Raw genomic sequence first — 15,988 nt, forward strand, 5'->3', positions numbered from 1 at the left:
CTTAGATCATTTCCTCGCCGCCTTTGCCACCGAGTACGATCTCGCCGGCCTCGGCCATACGACGCGCGATGGTGAGGATTTCTTTCTGGGCAGTTTCCACATCGCTGACACGTACCGGACCCTTGGCTTCCAGGTCGTCGCGCAGCAGTTCGGCGGCACGCTTGGACATGTTCTTGAAAATCTTTTCCTTGATCGCTTCGTCCGAGCCCTTGAGCGCCAGTACCAGCACGTCCGAGGATACTTCGCGCAACAGCGCCTGGATACCACGGTCGTCGACATCGGAAAGGTTGTTGAAGACAAACATGAGGTCTTCGATCTGCACCGACAGGTCTTCGTCGACCTCGCGGATCGAGTCCATGAGTGCGCCTTCGATAGAACTGTCGAGGAAGTTCATGATGTCTGCCGCACGCTTGATACCACCCAGCGTGGTACGCGACGTGTTGGCATTACCAGAGAACTGCTTCTCGAGAATCTGGTTGAGTTCTTTCAGCGCGGCAGGCTGCACCGTGTTGAGCGAGGACACGCGCAGGATGATGTCCAGACGGACTTTGTGGTCGAAGTGCCCGAGCACTTCACCAGCCTGGTCGGCATCCAGATACGCCACCACAATGGCTTGAATCTGCGGGTGCTCGAAACGGATCACGTCGGCCACCGCGCGCGGCTCCATCCACTTGAGACTGTCCAGACCGCTGGTATTGCCACCCAGCAGAATACGATCGATAAGACCGTTAGCCTTGTCTTCACCCAGTGCCTGGGTCAACATTTTGCGGATATAACCATCGGAACCGACGCCGAGGCTGGTCTGATCGCCAACGATGTCGACAAACTCGCTCATCACCTCTTCGACCTGCTCGCGATGCACGTTGCGCATCTGAGCCATGGCTACGCCCACTTTCTGGACTTCTTTGGGCCCCATGTGCCGCAGCACCTGAGCCGCGTCGGTTTCACCCAGAGAGAGTAACAATACTGCCGCTTTTTCAACTTTCGAGAGTTTGGCTACCATGGCTCGTTCATTCATCAGTGTTGATCCACTCTTTCACAACCTGAGCCACACGGCCAGGATCCTCAGCCACCAAACTCTTGATTGCATTCAGCTGTGCGTCATAACCCTCGGTAGGGCTAGGCAGCAAGATACTCTGCGGTCCGCCCAGGCTCACGCGGTCGTTGGACAGCTCGCCGTCCAGCCCGCCCATGCCACCGAGCTCGGCATCGCCACCGCCGAAAGCGGCCAGTTGCTTGCTTTTGCCGTTGGTGATGTTGTTCAGCACAGGGCGCAGTACGCCGAAGACCAGGATCAGGATGAAAATCACACCCACGGCCTGCTTGACGAGGTCCCAGAACCAGGGCTGCGAGTAGAACGATGCCTCGGGCAAGACTTCTGCACGCTCGCTGGAAAACGGCACGTTGATCACGCTGACGCTGTCACCGCGGCTGGCGTCGAAACCGACAGCATCCTGCACAAGACGCGTAAAGCGGGCCAGATCTGCGGCGCTCCACGGCGCCCGGCTGACTTCACCGTTGGCAGCATTGGTCTTGACCATGTCGTCGACCACCACAGCAACCGACAAGCGCGTCAAGCGACCCTGCTGTTGCTTGGTGTGACTGATCGACCGGTCCAGTTCGAAGTTCTTGGTCGACTGCACACGCTTGTCAGCTGGAAACGGCGCCAGTGCAGGCTGACCGGTGGCCGGGTCCATGATCTGCTGACCATTGGCATCCAGCAGCGGCTGGCCCGGGGCGATAGGACCAGCAGCACCTGCGCCACCTGCTCCGGCAGTCTGCGGAGCCGTCGCAGGGCCGGGCGGCTGATTGCTCAATGCACCCGGAACCCCGCCCGAGCCTGAACTGCTGGAGCGTTGTTCGTTGACCGACTGCTCGCTGCGCAGGGCAGGCTGATCAGGGTTGAAGCTTTCTGCGGTCGATTCGACAGCACTGAAATCCACCACCGCCGACACTTCGGCCTTGTAGCGATCATTGCCCAGAATCGGCTGCAATATGTTCTGCACGCGCTGGGTCAGCATGCCTTCCATGCGACGGCTGTAATCAAACTGTTTGCCAGCCATGGTCAGCTCGGAGTTTTCCGCCTGGTCAGACAGCAAAGTGCCCTTCTGATCCACAACGGTGATCTGCGACTTGCTCAACTCAGGGACGCTGGTGGCAACCAGGTTGATAATGGCCAGAACCTGACTCGGCTCCAGCGAACGACCGGCATACAGCTCGACCAGTACCGAAGCGCTGGGCTTGCGGTCGTCACGAACAAACACCGAGCTCTTCGGGATTGCCAGGTGGACACGGGCAGCCTTGACGTTGTTCAGGGCCGAGATGGTCCGGGCCAGTTCGCCCTCCAGCCCGCGACGATAGCGCGTGGCTTCCATGAACTGACTGGTGCCCAGCCCCTGATCCTTGTCGAGGATCTCAAAACCAATATTGGCGTCGTTCTGTACCACGCCTGCCTGGGCCAGTTGAATGCGTGCACGCTGCACGTCATCGGATTTCACCAGCAGAGCCCCGGAGTTGGGCTCGACGGTGTAATTGATGTTCGCCGCCGTCAGGGTTTCCATGATCTGCTTGCTGTCCAGACCTGCCAGACTGCCATACAGCGGACGATAGTCAGGCTGCTGCGACCAGAGAACCACGGCAAAGCCGATGGCCACGCTCGCTGCCAGACCGACCATAAGGCCGACCTGACGCAGCATGGTCATTTCGGAAAGATTTTCCAGAAAAGACAAACCGAACAACGGTTTCTTATCGGAAGCGCCCGCTCTTGCAGGAACGGGATCGGCAGTTGCTTCGGCCATGACTCAGTACGTCCCTTAAACCGGCATCTGCATGATGTCTTGATACGCTTGAACCAGCTTGTTACGAACCTGGGTCAATGCCTGAAAAGACACACTGGCTTTCTGCGACGAAATCATGACGTCGGTCAGATCAATACCGCTCTTGCCGACTTCAAAAGCACTGGCCAACTGGTTAGAGGCCTGCTGAGTCTGAGCAACCTTGTTCACGGCCTGGCCAAGCATGTCGGCGAAGCTGCTGGCTCCGGCTTCCTGCGCGCCGGACACGGGCTTGGGAGCAGACATCGCATCCATCTGCATGGCCCGCATATCCAACATCAAGCGATTAAATTCAACACCTTGGCTCATGGACGTTTCTCTCGTAAGGCCCGCAAATTTTTGACACTGATTCAGCGGGTACAGAAGACTTAGCAACAACGGTGCCAGCTAGATAGAGGCAATTTGCCACACCAGATAAAATGTCATGTCGCCTGTCATGAAATGGCCCTGAAGCCCGCGCGATTCAAGGCCTGAAGACTTTCAAGACAGGTGTCGGTGTTGTTGCGGTTCAGCAATCGATTTTTATGCCTGACGAGCTGAGTCCGTCATTCAAGTGGCAAACAGATAAGCCTCGACGTCCATACCTGCGTCGCGCATCTGAGCAAGCTTGTAACGCAATGTACGCGGGCTGATACCCAGCCTTTCAGCGGCTTCTTTGCGACGCCCGCGCTCCGAACGCAGCGTGTCGATGATCATTTGAAACTCGCGACGCCGAAGGTCATCCCCCAACGCGCCGACCGACTCGGGACTGACACCGGCATTGGCATTCTCCGCGACGGACATGACAGGCAAGGACGCTGCAGCCTCTACAACCGCCGCTGGCAAGCTGGTGACTGGCCCCGACAGACAGAAATCCTGCGCCTGAATCACGCCGCCCTGCTGCAAAATCAAAGCGCGCTGCACGGCGTTATCCAGTTCTCGCACGTTGCCCGGCCAGGGGTAACCCACCAGACACTGCTGCGCTTCGGCAGAAAGCCGGACCGGCGCATGCTTCATTTTATTGACATGCTTGGCCAGAAGCCGCTCGGCCAATGGCAGAATATCGGCAGTCCTTTGACGCAACGCCTGCCAGGCCAGTGGAAACACCGACAGACGATAAAACAGATCTTCACGAAAGCGCCCCGCCGCCACTTCGCCCGCCAGATCACGGTTGGTGGTAGCCACGACACGGATATCCAGCGTAATCGGCTTGCGCGCTCCAACGCGCTCTACCTCTCGCTCCTGCAGCACCCGCAACAGCTTGGCCTGAAGCCCCATGGGCATTTCGGAAATTTCATCAAGCAGGATGGTCCCGCCGTCAGCCTGCTCGAACTTGCCGGCCTGCGCTGCAATAGCGCCGGTAAACGAGCCTTTCTCATGACCGAACAGAGTGGCCTCGAGCATGTTGTCAGGAATGGCCGCACAGTTGATCGCTATAAACGGTTTATCGGCACGCGGCGAATTTTGGTGAATGAAACGCGCCAGTACTTCCTTGCCAGTACCGGACTCGCCGGAAATGAGGACTGTGGAGTCGCTTTTTGCCACCCGACTGGCGAGGTTCAATAACTGAACGCTGGCAGGCTCGACGGCAATCGGCCCGTCACTCTCGGCAGGCCCCAGACGCCCGAGCGCGTGCCGAGCAACCAAGGCGATAAGGGCTTTGGGCTCAAAGGGCTTGACCAGGTAATCGGCTGCACCCTGGCGCATAGCGTCCACCGCTCGCTCGACAGCGCCGTGCGCCGTCATCAGCAGCACCGGCAACTGCGGATGCCGGCTGCGCAGCAGGCTCAGTAACTGATGGCCATCCATGCCCGGCATGTTGACGTCGCTGACCACCAGATTGAACGGTTGCGCCTCGACGGCCAGCACCGCCTCTTCGGCAGAGCCGACCGCTTTGTAGCCATAGCCGGCCAGCTCCAGGGTTTCGCCCAGCGCTTCGCGCAATGCACGGTCATCCTCGACCAATAGCACGTTGATCGACATCAGTGATTACCCAACTGGCCGGAAGCCGGAATCAGCGGCAGGCTGACAATTGCACAGGTGCCGCGCCCGACGCGGGACAGGTAATGCACCCCGCCCTGATGCGCACGCGATACTGCGGTTACCACCGCCAGACCCAGCCCGGTGCCGTTGGTCTTGGTGGTGAAAAACGGTTCGCCGATACGGGCCAGTGCAGCCCTGTCCATGCCGCTGCCGCTATCACTGAAACACACACGCAGCATGTTACCGCGGCTGTAGGCATGAATTTTCAGGCGCGCCTGACCGGCACTGGCCTGCACCGCGTTTTCAATCAGATTGAGCAGCGCACCGACCAGCGTGTCGCGATTGCACAGCAGTTCGCCGTCAATGCTGTCGCACTGCCAACGCACCGCAACGCCCTGCACATGAGTGGTCGCGGCATTCTGCAGTGCCTGGAACAGCACGCCCGGCGTCAGGCGATCAGTCAGCGGCAACTCGCCACGGGCGAACACCAGCATGTCGCGAACCTGATGCTCAAGCTCATGCAGACGGTCCTTGAGACGCGCAGCGAATCGCTGCTGAGTCTCAACCGGCAATTCCTGCTCGGCCAGATGGCTGGCATAAATCATGGCGGCCGACAACGGGGTGCGGATCTGATGCGCCAGAGAAGCCACCATTCGCCCCAGCGACGAAAGACGCTCGTGACGGGCCAGCTGCCCTTGTAGATGACGGGTCTCGGTCAGGTCATTGAGCAGCACCAGTTGACCCGGCTCGGCATCCAGTGATCGAGTGGCAATGGACAGCCTGCGGCCGTCCTTGAGAGACACTTCATGGCCGTCGTCTTCGCGCGGAGCAAAGCAGCGGCTGATGACGTTACGCCAGAGCATCCCCAGCAGCGGCTGGCCCAGCAGGTCAATGGCGGCCGGATTGGCTTCGCGCACAACACCCATGCCGTCAATGACGATCACACCGCCCGGCAGCAGGTCGAGCAGGTTCTGCAGACGATTGGCCAGACGCTCCTTTTCTGCCAGTTCCTGCAGACGCTGGACGCCGGCATCGGCCAGCTCGCCCTTGAGTTCAGTAACACGCGCCTCGAGCAAGCCGTAGGAATCGGTCAATTGCGCCGACATCTGGTTAAACAGCGAGAACGCCTGCTCGAGTCCCTGACGACTTTCGAATTCCGGGGAATACGGAACCTGAACAGATGAGGCAGAAGTCAGTTGGGCGGCCTGGGACATAGTTCATCTCTCTCGTGGCGAACCGTCAGTTAAACGGTGTGTTAAGAGAGACTTAGCAATCCTCGTGCCGAAAAAAAACCCCTGAAAATTCAGAGGCTTGATTTTTGGCGTTTACAACAGGCGTCAATCCTCCGCCTGTTCGTCCCCTTCGCGACGGCTCATCCCGTACTTGCGCATCTTCTCGACCAGTGTGGTCCGACGGATCCGCAGACGCTCCGCAGCGCGGGCAACGATACCGTTGGCATCGTCCAGCGCCTGCTGAATAAGGCCCTGCTCAAGGCCACCGAGGTAGTCCTTCAGATCAAGCCCTTCAGGCGGCAGCATGGCACCCGAAGAAAAGTTCGGCGTGTTGCTGTTGATGGCGACACGCTCTTCGATGTCGCTGCGCAAGCTGTCAACCATCTGCTCGTCTTCATCATCGACGTAGCGAAACTTCTTAGGCAGCTCGGCCACGCCAATCACGCCGTAGGGATGCATGATCGCCATGCGCTCCACCAGGTTGGCCAGTTCACGGACGTTGCCCGGCCAGGCGTGACGGCACAGCGACATAATGGCCGCAGAGTTGAAACGGATGGAGCCGCGCTTTTCGTGCTCCATGCGCGAGATCAATTCATTCATCAGCAGCGGGATGTCTTCGACGCGCTCGCGCAACGGCGCCATTTCGATGGGGAATACATTGAGGCGGTAATAGAGATCTTCGCGAAAACTGCCAAGCTCGATCATGTTTTCGAGATTCTTGTGCGTCGCCGCAATGATGCGCACATCGATGCTCTGGGTCTTGTTGCTGCCCACGCGCTCAAACGTACGCTCCTGCAATACGCGCAACAGCTTGACCTGCATCGGCAACGGCATGTCACCGATTTCATCGAGAAACAGAGTGCCGCCATTGGCCAGCTCGAAACGGCCGGCACGGCTGGTGATGGCCCCGGTAAACGCGCCCTTCTCGTGCCCGAACAGCTCGCTTTCAAGCAGTTCGGCCGGAATGGCCCCGCAATTGACCGGGACAAATGGCGCATCGCGGCGCTTTGAATGATAGTGCAGGTTACGGGCGACGACTTCCTTGCCGGTGCCCGATTCACCGAGAATCAGCACGCTGGCGTCGGTGTCGGCAACCTGCTGCATCATCTGCCGTACGTGCTGAATCGCACGGCTGGTGCCTACAAGGCTGCGGAAGAGATTCGGCTCACGATGGCGACCACGCTCGCGAGCCTGATCGTACATTTCACGATAGACCTGGGCACGGTGCAGAGAATCGAGCAGTTTGCTGTAGCTGGGCGGCATCTCGAGCGCCGAAAGCACGCGACGACGCAGGTCCTCCGGCAGCTCGACAGAAGAATTTTCGCTCATCAGCAAGACAGGAAGGAACTCATCCCATGCTGCGATGGTCTTAAGCAGCCCTTGAAGGCTGCCCGGTGCACTGACGCTGCCCACCAGCACGCACAGTACTTCTCGCGTAGACGTCAGAGAGCCGACTATCTGCTGCCAGTCCTGGCTGGAGCAAGAGAGGTTTTCTTCGCCAAGAAAATTCAGGATAACCGCCAGATCCCGGCGGCGCTGGCTATCGTCATCGATTAGCAGAATCTTGATTTCACGCCACATGCAATAGCAACTTCCCTAGTCAACTCAATGCCCATGATTGGGGGGGCAGCTTGGCATCTCAGCCGAATGTAATCTTGAGACGCCAGAAAATAGTAAACATCACTAGTTAAGTCAAAAAAACGGACACAGTCAAATTTATGGCGAAAATCTTGTTCGACAATAAAAATGACAATTAAACATTAACCGAAGAGATGGTATACCTTCGTCGCATTTTTGGCATTCTGGATTTGAGCCATTTCATCGACAACGGCTTGACGCTCACCGGTTGCAATATCAATTAATTGCCGATAGACACCCAGCAGCTCTTCCAGATTGCTGCGCAAAGCAGGTTCATCGGTCGGCGACTCGCCTACAACCGCATCGACACACTCGCGACAGGCCAGGTCAAGCTTGCCTATAGCTTCCCAATCGCGCTCGGCAAGCGCCCCAACCAAGGCCTCTCGGGTTTCTTCGATACGCTTGAGCGCAGCACTCATGTTCTTGTTCTCCTCAGGACATCTGCTTACTGCAAGGTGCCAATCGCATCCCAGCCTTCTTTGACAGTGATCAGCAGGCCAGCAACTTCATCGAGAATCTTCTGGTCATTACGAGCGTTGGCTTCGGCCAGGCGCGTCATCATGTAATGGTAAAGGTTGTCCTGTCTCAGCAGGCTTTCGCTAGGCGAAGTTTCCAGGTCCAGCCCTTCACGCAGCCCACCGACGATGTCGATAGCTTTGCTGATGAGTACGCCCTTATTGGCGATGTCCTTGCGGGTCATCGCACCCTTGGCCTGAGCGATACGGTCAAGACCGCCTTCCATCAACATCTGGACCAGACGATGAGGGCTTGCTTCCGAGGTCTGAGCCTGGGCGCCGATTTTCTGATACTGCCGCAACGCTAACATCGGATTCATAATGGGCCTCGTAACAAATCCAGAATATTGATACTAAGCTATCGACGCACTGCCCGGAAACTTTAGCCCAAAAGCAAGAACCCGACACAGGGTCGGGTTCTTGGCACTTCGGTAAAAGAACTTACGAAGCGTTCTTCTGCGCGTTCATCGCCTCGAAGATCGAGGTGATGCTGCTGGCCGTTGCCTTGAGCTGACCAACGATCAGGTCCATGGCGTTGAATTTCTTGGTAAGCGTTGTGGTCAGCGTCTCGATACGGCGGTCAAGCGCTTCCTTGTCAGCGTCAAGGCGTTTCTGAACCGTGTTCAGGCTTTGGGTCTTGCCGGCCAGAACACCACCAGCCTTGGTGTAGGGGTCGATTGCCTTGCTCATGCGGGTGACCAGCCCTTTATCGCCGTTGAACAAAGCGTCAATCTGACCGCCAAGCTTTTTATCATTCAGCGCGGCGGTGAACTCGACGGCGTTCAGTGACAGCTTGCCATCACCCTGCTGGGTCTTGATCCCCAATTGCGAGAGCGAGTTGAGCCCGTCTCCCGATGTAGCGCTGGCGATCTGATCACGAATGCTGGCGAGCAGCGCACGAGGAGTGGCATCGCCCGTCAATGCAGCTGGGGTGAACACCCCTTTAGCATCCACACTACCCTTGGTCAGCGACGACGTCAGGCTCACCAGAGTGTTGTAAGAGTCGATAAACGTCTGCAGCGATGCTTTGATACCGTCAGTGTTGACCCCTACGGTAACCACTGTATCGCCCGTAGTTGCAGTGCTGGGCGCCAGGAGATTAAATGACACGCCCGAAATCGCCGTGCTTACCGTGTTGGTCTTGCTCGAAAGGGCCAGACCATCGATGGAAAACTGGGCATCCCCGGCAGTCGCGGAAATCGCACCCGCACCCGGGATCGGCTTGCCATTGGCGTCATTACCAGGGCTGGTAGCACTCATCAGCTTGGTGCCATCGATGTTCAGCGCTTCCTGACCGGCAGCACCCTTGACGGAAATATCGCTGCCAGCGCCCGTAGTGGTTGAACTGAACACCAGCCGGGAGCCGTTGTTGTCAGTGATGATGTTGGCAGAAATACCTTTACCCTGAAGCGACGTGTTTATCTGGTCACGCACTTCCTGCAGCGTAGAGGTCTTGGAGATGTCGACTTTTTGTGTAGTGCCATTTTGAGTGATTTCCAGAACACCACTCGGAATAGCACTGGCTTGCGAGGAACTCATCGCGACGGTCGCAACCTTCGACGCGGTCGCCAGCTTCTGCACATTAAGGGCATACGCGCCGCTGACTGCGGTGTTGTCTGCGGTTGCCTTGACCACTGCTTCATTGGCAGATGACGCAGCGAAGCCCAGAAAAGCAGGCGTGGTTTTGCTGCTCAAGGTATCCATTGCTTTCTGGAAAGCAGCCAGAGCTGATGTCAGCTGGCTTACCCCGGAAAGAGATGCCGTGGTGGTGGCGGTCTGACGGTCGATCTGGTTTTGTTTCGGCGTACGCTCTGCATCAGTCAGCACCTTTACGATACTGCCGATTGCCAGGCCTGAACCCAAACCTGTGGAAGCTGAAATTGGACTTGCCATGGTGCTTCTCCCTTCAAGAATATCGCGAGGCCTGTCGCCTTTTCAAAAAGGCACATAACCCGGCAACAAATACCGTACTGACGATCAGGCCTTGGCGCGGAACAACAAACTGTTCGCATCACTCAGGCTATCGGCCAGCTTCAGGATTTCTGCATTGGGAATCTGTCTTACGACTTCACCGGAATCGCTTGCAATCACTTTGACAATGACTTTGCCAGAATCTTCGTCAATCGAAAACTCAAGATTGCGTTTTACCGTGTGAAAGAATTTCTGAATATCCTCCGCCGCCGCCTTGACTTTGGCGTCGTCATTGGAATCATCCTTGTGCAGGTCGGAACCTTTACTTTCGGCCGTCGCTGCAACACGCTCGACGGGCTTCGTGTCGGCAGGCTTATCAACTGACGGCTCGGTCACGGAGACCTGACTCGCCGGTTGAACGGCCGGATAAGACAAGTTCAGCTTCACACTCATATCCATGACCATCACCTCTGAAAGTAAAAAAGCGAGAGAGCACTGTTAAGTACTCCCCCGCCAAAACTCATTACGGTATTACTGAAGCAGTTTCAGTACAGCAGACGGCAGCTGGTTAGCCTGCGCCAAGATCGAAGTCGAAGCCTGCTGCAGCGTTTGTTGCTTGGTCAGCTGTGCAGTTTCAGCAGCGAAGTCGGTGTCCTGAATACGGCTCAGTGCAGCACTGGCGTTTTCGTTGATGTTCTGCAAGTTGGAGATGGTGCTGGTCAGACGGTTTTGTGCAGCACCGAGATCAGAACGAGTGCTGTTGATGGTCTGCAGAGCCGAGTCGATCGCGGCGATGGCAGCAGAGAAGTTGGTCTCTGCAGCAGCGCTGTCGGAACCGACGATGGTGACTGCCGAACCGACACCCAGGGTGTTTGCGTCAAAGCTGGCGCTCAAAGTCAGAGTGATCTGGTTCGAAGCGCCCGAGTTGGAGCCAACCTGGAAAGTCATGGTGCTTGCAGTACCATCGATCAGCGGCTTGCCGTTCAAGTTGGTGCTGAGGGCGATACGGGTCAGTTCCGAACTCATCTGAGTGAATTCTTTGTTCAGTGCAGTACGGTCAGACTCACTGTTGCTGTCGTTTCGCGACTGAACAGCCAGTTCACGCATACGTTGCAGAATGTTGGTCGACTCTTGCAGCGCGCCTTCAGCGGTCTGAGCAATGGACATACCGTCGTTGGCGTTTTTGATCGCCATCGTCTGACCTTTGATCTGCGAGTTGATCTTGGTGGCGATGTTCAGGCCAGCAGCGTCATCTTTCGCGCTCATGATTTTCAGGCCGGAAGACAGACGACCCATCGAGTTCGACAGTGCGTCGGAGGCGCGGCTCAGGTTCTTCTGGACGCTCAGCGACGTTACGTTAGTGTTTACTGTTAAAGCCATGATGAATTCCTCGTTGGTTTGGTACTACGTGGCTTCCGGCCCCTGCAAGCGCCGGGTGTGCCTAGAGAACCTTCGTAATAGTTATCGTCGCGATGGCAGGTTGCTTGAGGGTTTTTTTTTAATATTTTGCCATCACCCTGCCATCCCTTATAAAACAAGGACTTGGCGTATAATCAGGCGATCACAAAGACAGGCAGACCCCCACAGTAAAGAGCCTGCGCAGAGGGGGCGCCCGGCAGAGAAGTTAAAGTGTGAAGTGCATCACTATTTGTTTTAAAAAAAAACGCCTGGGGACATATCCGCAGGCGTTTTCTGTACAGCCATGTTGAATCAGGCTTTATAGATAATGGCAGAGCCCCAAGAAAGCCCCACCCCGAAACCACTCAAGGCGACTCGCTGCCATGAAGAGCCGAGTACGTGCTTTTCAATCAGCAGCGGAATGCTCGAAGACACGGTATTGCCGGTCTCGACCATGTCCTTGAGAAACTTCTCGGGCTTGTCTTCGAAACGACGTGCAACGGCGTCGACGATTGCAGCACTGCCCTGGTGAATACAGAAGGCATCGATGTCGTCAGGCGTAAGGTCTGATTCGGCCAGCAGTTCGTGCAAGTGTGCCGGCACCTTGATAAGGGCAAAGTTGAAGACCTGACGACCGTTCATGAAGAACACGCCATTGCTGACCTTGAGGTGCGGCGCGCCGGAACCGTCGGTGCCGAACTTCGCCTTGCCCAACTGCCAATCGGCGTCTTCACCCATCCAGGTGGCAGTGGCCGCATCACCAAACAACATGGTGGTGTTGCGGTCTTCCGGATCGACAATCTTCGAATACGGGTCGGCGGTGATCAGCAGACCGTTTTTCAGGCCTGCCGCTTCCATGAAGCCCTTGATCGCATAAATACCGTACACATAGCCGGAACAGCCCAGCGAGATATCGAACGCAGCAACGTTGGTCGACAGGCCCAGTTTGTCCTGAACGATGGCAGCGGTATGCGGCAAGCCTTCCTCGTCGCCGTTCTGGGTGACGACGATCAGCACATCAATGCTTTCGCGCTTGAGCTGGGGGTTGTTGGCAAACAGCGTATTGGCCGCTTCAACGCACAGGTCAGAGGTTTCCTGACCGGCGTCTTTGCGCGGCAGAAAGGTGGAGCCAATTTTCCCAAGGATGAATTCTTCATCCTTGCCGAATTTGGCGCCTTGAGCGTAGTTATCGACGCCTGCAACAGGCACGTAACTCGCTATGCTTTTAATGCCAATCATCATGGCTTCCCGATGAGTAAACAGGTCATTTTCCGTCCCGACGAAATCAGGGCGCTAACGAATAGGGGTGATTTTCAGACATTTTCAGGGCGCTTGGCAGGTTAAAGCAAGTCAGGCGCATGTCGCTCCCTGTAACACAATACAGTGAAGATGCACTTTATGACCTGCAGGTCACTCCGGATTGCATGCTTTGCGATAATTTAAGCGAGGGGAAAACCAGTCGGAGCTTGACAGGCAGGCTCCGCCGAAGAGGCTTTCAAGCAGCGAAACGGCTGCGGCGCAACCGTTTCGCTGGCGTACAGTACTCAAACAGCGAGCGTGAACCCCGGCCCTTTCAGATCAAGGTTTGCGTTGTACGCTTCATCTTGCGCGAACTGCGCCGACCATTTATCGATCAGCGCGGTGCGCGCTTGCTCGGGGGCATGCATCACACCGGGATGAACCACCTGAACATGCGGGGTCCATACCGTCAGATACCCCGCCTGCGAAGCCTTGAGGCACAGGTCGACATCGCTCAAACCCTCGGCGAATTCGGCTTCGTCCAGCCCGCCCAGCGCGTCATACAATTGCTTGGCAATCATCAGGCAAGCCGATGAAACGGCAGAGTAATTCTGCTCGACCACCAACCGCTGCATGTAGCCTTTGGACGTCTTTGGCTCACCGACAAAACCCGATCCAACCCCACCGTTGAGGCCCAGGATCAGACCGGCCTGAGTCACCGTACCTTCACGGTCAACCAGCTTGGCACCAACTACACCCACCTCCGGACGCTGAGCCTGATTGAGCAATGACTCGATCCAGCCGACGTTGACGATCTGGCTCTGCGCATCCAGCAGGATCAGGTATTCGCCGCCGGCCTCCTGGCTGGTCAGGTTGAGCAAGGCAGAGGCACTCATACGTTGCGAGGCCCGCAGTACACGCACACGCCCAGACACCTGCTCCTGCTTGTCGAGCCAGGTCGACAGTTCGGTGGAAGTGCTGGCGTTGTCGCCGATCAACACTTCGTAACGCTGATAACGAGTACGTTGCAGGATGCTTTGCAGACAGCGCTGCAACTCTGGCAAGTTGTCCTGGCTGTGCAGCAGAATCGAGACCACCGGACGATGGGCATGACGGTAATCGATCTTGTAGGTGCCAGGCTGCGCAGAGCTGATTTCCGCCTGATAGCCACGTTTGCCAAGGTGCCGCTTGAGGGCTTTCTGCTCATCCTGATTGTCTTCCAGCGCAGGCGCTTCGCAGATCAGCACAGGTTCGCTCAGGTGAGCCAGACCGCTCATGCCGCCCTCCTCGATCAGGCGCAGCAACAGATCGAACTCGAGCGCCCTGGGGAACTCTCGCGAGTAACCGCCAGCCTCGACCAGCAAATCACGACGGATCAGCCAATGGCGGGCCATCAAAGCCGGCAGGCTTTGCAGCAGATCAAGGTTGAACCCCGGACGGAACACGGGGGCCAGTGTGCCGTTGGGTTGACGCTGAACTTCGTCGACCGCGACCGCCCGGCACTCTGCTGCATCAACCAGTTCGGCACTTGCCAGGAGCAGACCGCTACGAGTGAACTCTTCACCGGCCTGCGCCAGCATCAGCCAGTCGCTGGGCGACTGCTTGACGACCAGGTTGATCTTGTCGATGTAATTGCTTTCAGTCACCTTCACGAAATGCAGGGTGTTGTGCAGCGTGGTTACTGCCGGCAGTTCTCCGGTCGTGAACACCACCACTTTGAACGACTTGTAATGACTGTTGATCAGGCTGTCGAACGTCGCTTGCAGCTTGAACACGTCTGCGTCCAGATCCAGCAACAGGATACCGATCTGCGAGCCGGCCGATTTACTGGCGAGCTTTTCGGTGATTTGCTTGAGAGCGTCAGGCGCAGGATCACGCGAATCGAGCCAGTTGAGCAGCCGACCGGACGCCATACTGTCGAGCAGTCGGCCGTTGTCGACAGCGGACGCCGCCTGCAGACGCTGCCCCCAGGCAGAAACCAGTTCGATCTGCTTCTCGCTGTCTTCGTCATCTTTATTGTTGCGCAATTCATCGAGCAGGCTCTGCACGACGCCGATATTGAATGCGTAAGTTTCGTAGGCGTACCACAGACGGCTAAGTCGCGCTTCGGCGTCCGGGTTGTTCTGCGCACGCAGCAATTCAGCCTGTTTCAGCAGTGCGGCTTCAAGGCCTTCCATCTGCACGCGGCCTGCCGGCATGACGTGAATCAGGAATTCGATCCTGGCCAGCTCATCGAACAGCGGCTGATTATAAAACGGCAGCTCGACAAACTGGCGAGGCTCGAACAGCGCATCCGACTGCTCAAGAGCGACGTTCCAGACTGCACTGATGATTTTCTCGTCACCTTGAAAACCCTGGGTCTTGAGGCGCTCAGCCATGGCGGCGAACCCGGCCAGAATGTGCTGGGTGCCCTGCACGCCTTCAAAGCCCGAACCTTCGCCGAGCAGCGCGGCCAGTTTTTTGGCAAACGCCTCGCGGGCCGCCTTGGCTTTCGGGTCAGTGTGCTTCACCGCTGCGGCGATGGCCCCGCCGTGGCTTGTACCGGCCTCTTTGCCCGGCGTGAAATGCAGGGCGTACGCAATCGGCAGGATGCGCAGGCGTGCCGCAGCAACCAGGTAGGTCATATGACCGATTTCCTGCCAGTGCGGCTCGGTGTCCTCGGCAACTGAAGCGAACCACTGCTGCGCCAGCTCGGTCCGCGTCACCGCACTCAGCAACGACAGACCTTCGCTCATGAAACCCAGAACCCGCTCGGCAGCATCATCTGAGGCATGGTCTTCGCAGATCTTGCGGTCGCGACGGAAATAGTCCACCTGGCTGACCTGCGCCTGATAGCTCAGGCTGTAGCCCTGACAAGCGCCATAAGTCTGGTTGCTTTCAAGAAAGCTCAACGCTGAGATCAACGCGTCAGGCAGTAGAAAACTGTCAACCGGGGCCTGCACCACGAACGGCGTAGTTATCTGCTTGAGGCCTTCGGCGATCCTTGCACTGAGGCTGGCATTTGCCAATTCGGCGCTTTGCACGTAATGCACGCTGGAATTGCCGGCGATTTCCGCATCAGGCTCAGCCGACGCATCGACCACCACCACGTTGCACGCAAAGGCGCTGTAGTACTTCAAGGCACGACGCAGGAAGTCAGGTTGCTCCTTGGCCAATAGCAGCAGGGTAAGACGCTGATTCAGAGCGGTGTGTTCATTTCCCGAATGGCTTTGCATGGTCTTTCCTTATAGCGAATCGATTGCGCCTTCAACCCGCAGCG

13 protein-coding genes are annotated in these 15,988 nt (G+C 57.1%); all 13 read right to left on the reverse strand.

What is annotated here, in order from left to right:
- Window position 1: 1 nt before the first annotated feature.
- A complete protein-coding gene (gene fliG, locus ALO43_RS14855; protein ID WP_005890098.1) occupies window positions 2-1,018 on the reverse strand; it encodes a flagellar motor switch protein FliG in 1,017 nt (338 codons plus the stop codon).
- Window positions 1,011-2,798, reverse strand: coding sequence for a flagellar basal-body MS-ring/collar protein FliF (fliF, locus tag ALO43_RS14860; RefSeq protein WP_005890096.1), 1,788 nt, complete (start codon window positions 2,796-2,798; stop codon window positions 1,011-1,013). Before fliF ends, fliG begins: the two co-directional genes overlap by 8 nt.
- 15 nt (window positions 2,799-2,813) lie before the next feature.
- Complete coding sequence (fliE, locus tag ALO43_RS14865; RefSeq protein ID WP_005890094.1) at window positions 2,814-3,143, reverse strand: flagellar hook-basal body complex protein FliE; 330 nt, start codon at window positions 3,141-3,143, stop codon at window positions 2,814-2,816.
- 240 nt (window positions 3,144-3,383) lie between these two features.
- Window positions 3,384-4,796 (reverse strand): sigma-54-dependent transcriptional regulator, encoded by a 1,413-nt coding sequence (locus ALO43_RS14870; RefSeq protein WP_054997727.1) that lies wholly within the window; start codon window positions 4,794-4,796, stop codon window positions 3,384-3,386.
- Window positions 4,796-6,010 (reverse strand): sensor histidine kinase, encoded by a 1,215-nt coding sequence (locus ALO43_RS14875; protein ID WP_054997728.1) that lies wholly within the window; start codon window positions 6,008-6,010, stop codon window positions 4,796-4,798. Before ALO43_RS14875 ends, ALO43_RS14870 begins: the two co-directional genes overlap by 1 nt.
- A 123-nt stretch (window positions 6,011-6,133) precedes the next feature.
- Window positions 6,134-7,609, reverse strand: a complete 1,476-nt coding sequence (fleQ, locus tag ALO43_RS14880) for a transcriptional regulator FleQ (RefSeq protein WP_024670740.1) — start codon at window positions 7,607-7,609, stop codon at window positions 6,134-6,136.
- Between the two features lie 179 nt (window positions 7,610-7,788).
- Window positions 7,789-8,085, reverse strand: coding sequence for a flagellar protein FliT (gene fliT, locus ALO43_RS14885; protein ID WP_005890082.1), 297 nt, complete (start codon window positions 8,083-8,085; stop codon window positions 7,789-7,791).
- Between the two features lie 26 nt (window positions 8,086-8,111).
- Complete coding sequence (fliS, locus tag ALO43_RS14890) at window positions 8,112-8,501, reverse strand: flagellar export chaperone FliS (protein ID WP_024670741.1); 390 nt, start codon at window positions 8,499-8,501, stop codon at window positions 8,112-8,114.
- Between the two features lie 121 nt (window positions 8,502-8,622).
- Entirely contained in the window at window positions 8,623-10,074 is a 1,452-nt protein-coding gene (gene fliD / locus ALO43_RS14895; RefSeq protein WP_005890078.1) for a flagellar filament capping protein FliD, read from the reverse strand.
- Window positions 10,075-10,158: 84 nt separating this feature from the next.
- Window positions 10,159-10,551: a flagellar protein FlaG gene (locus ALO43_RS14900; RefSeq protein WP_005890075.1), complete on the reverse strand. Its 393-nt coding sequence runs from the start codon at window positions 10,549-10,551 to the stop codon at window positions 10,159-10,161.
- Window positions 10,552-10,623: 72 nt separating this feature from the next.
- Window positions 10,624-11,472 (reverse strand): flagellin domain-containing protein, encoded by an 849-nt coding sequence (locus ALO43_RS14905; RefSeq protein WP_005890073.1) that lies wholly within the window; start codon window positions 11,470-11,472, stop codon window positions 10,624-10,626.
- Window positions 11,473-11,802: 330 nt separating this feature from the next.
- Window positions 11,803-12,729, reverse strand: coding sequence for a ketoacyl-ACP synthase III (locus tag ALO43_RS14910; protein WP_005890072.1), 927 nt, complete (start codon window positions 12,727-12,729; stop codon window positions 11,803-11,805).
- Between the two features lie 305 nt (window positions 12,730-13,034).
- Window positions 13,035-15,944 (reverse strand): TIGR00180 family glycosyltransferase, encoded by a 2,910-nt coding sequence (locus ALO43_RS14915; protein WP_054997729.1) that lies wholly within the window; start codon window positions 15,942-15,944, stop codon window positions 13,035-13,037.
- Between the last annotated feature and the right edge of the window lie 44 nt (window positions 15,945-15,988).

Origin of the sequence: Pseudomonas tremae (assembly GCF_001401155.1) — a bacterium.
Taxonomy (GTDB): domain Bacteria; phylum Pseudomonadota; class Gammaproteobacteria; order Pseudomonadales; family Pseudomonadaceae; genus Aquipseudomonas; species Aquipseudomonas tremae.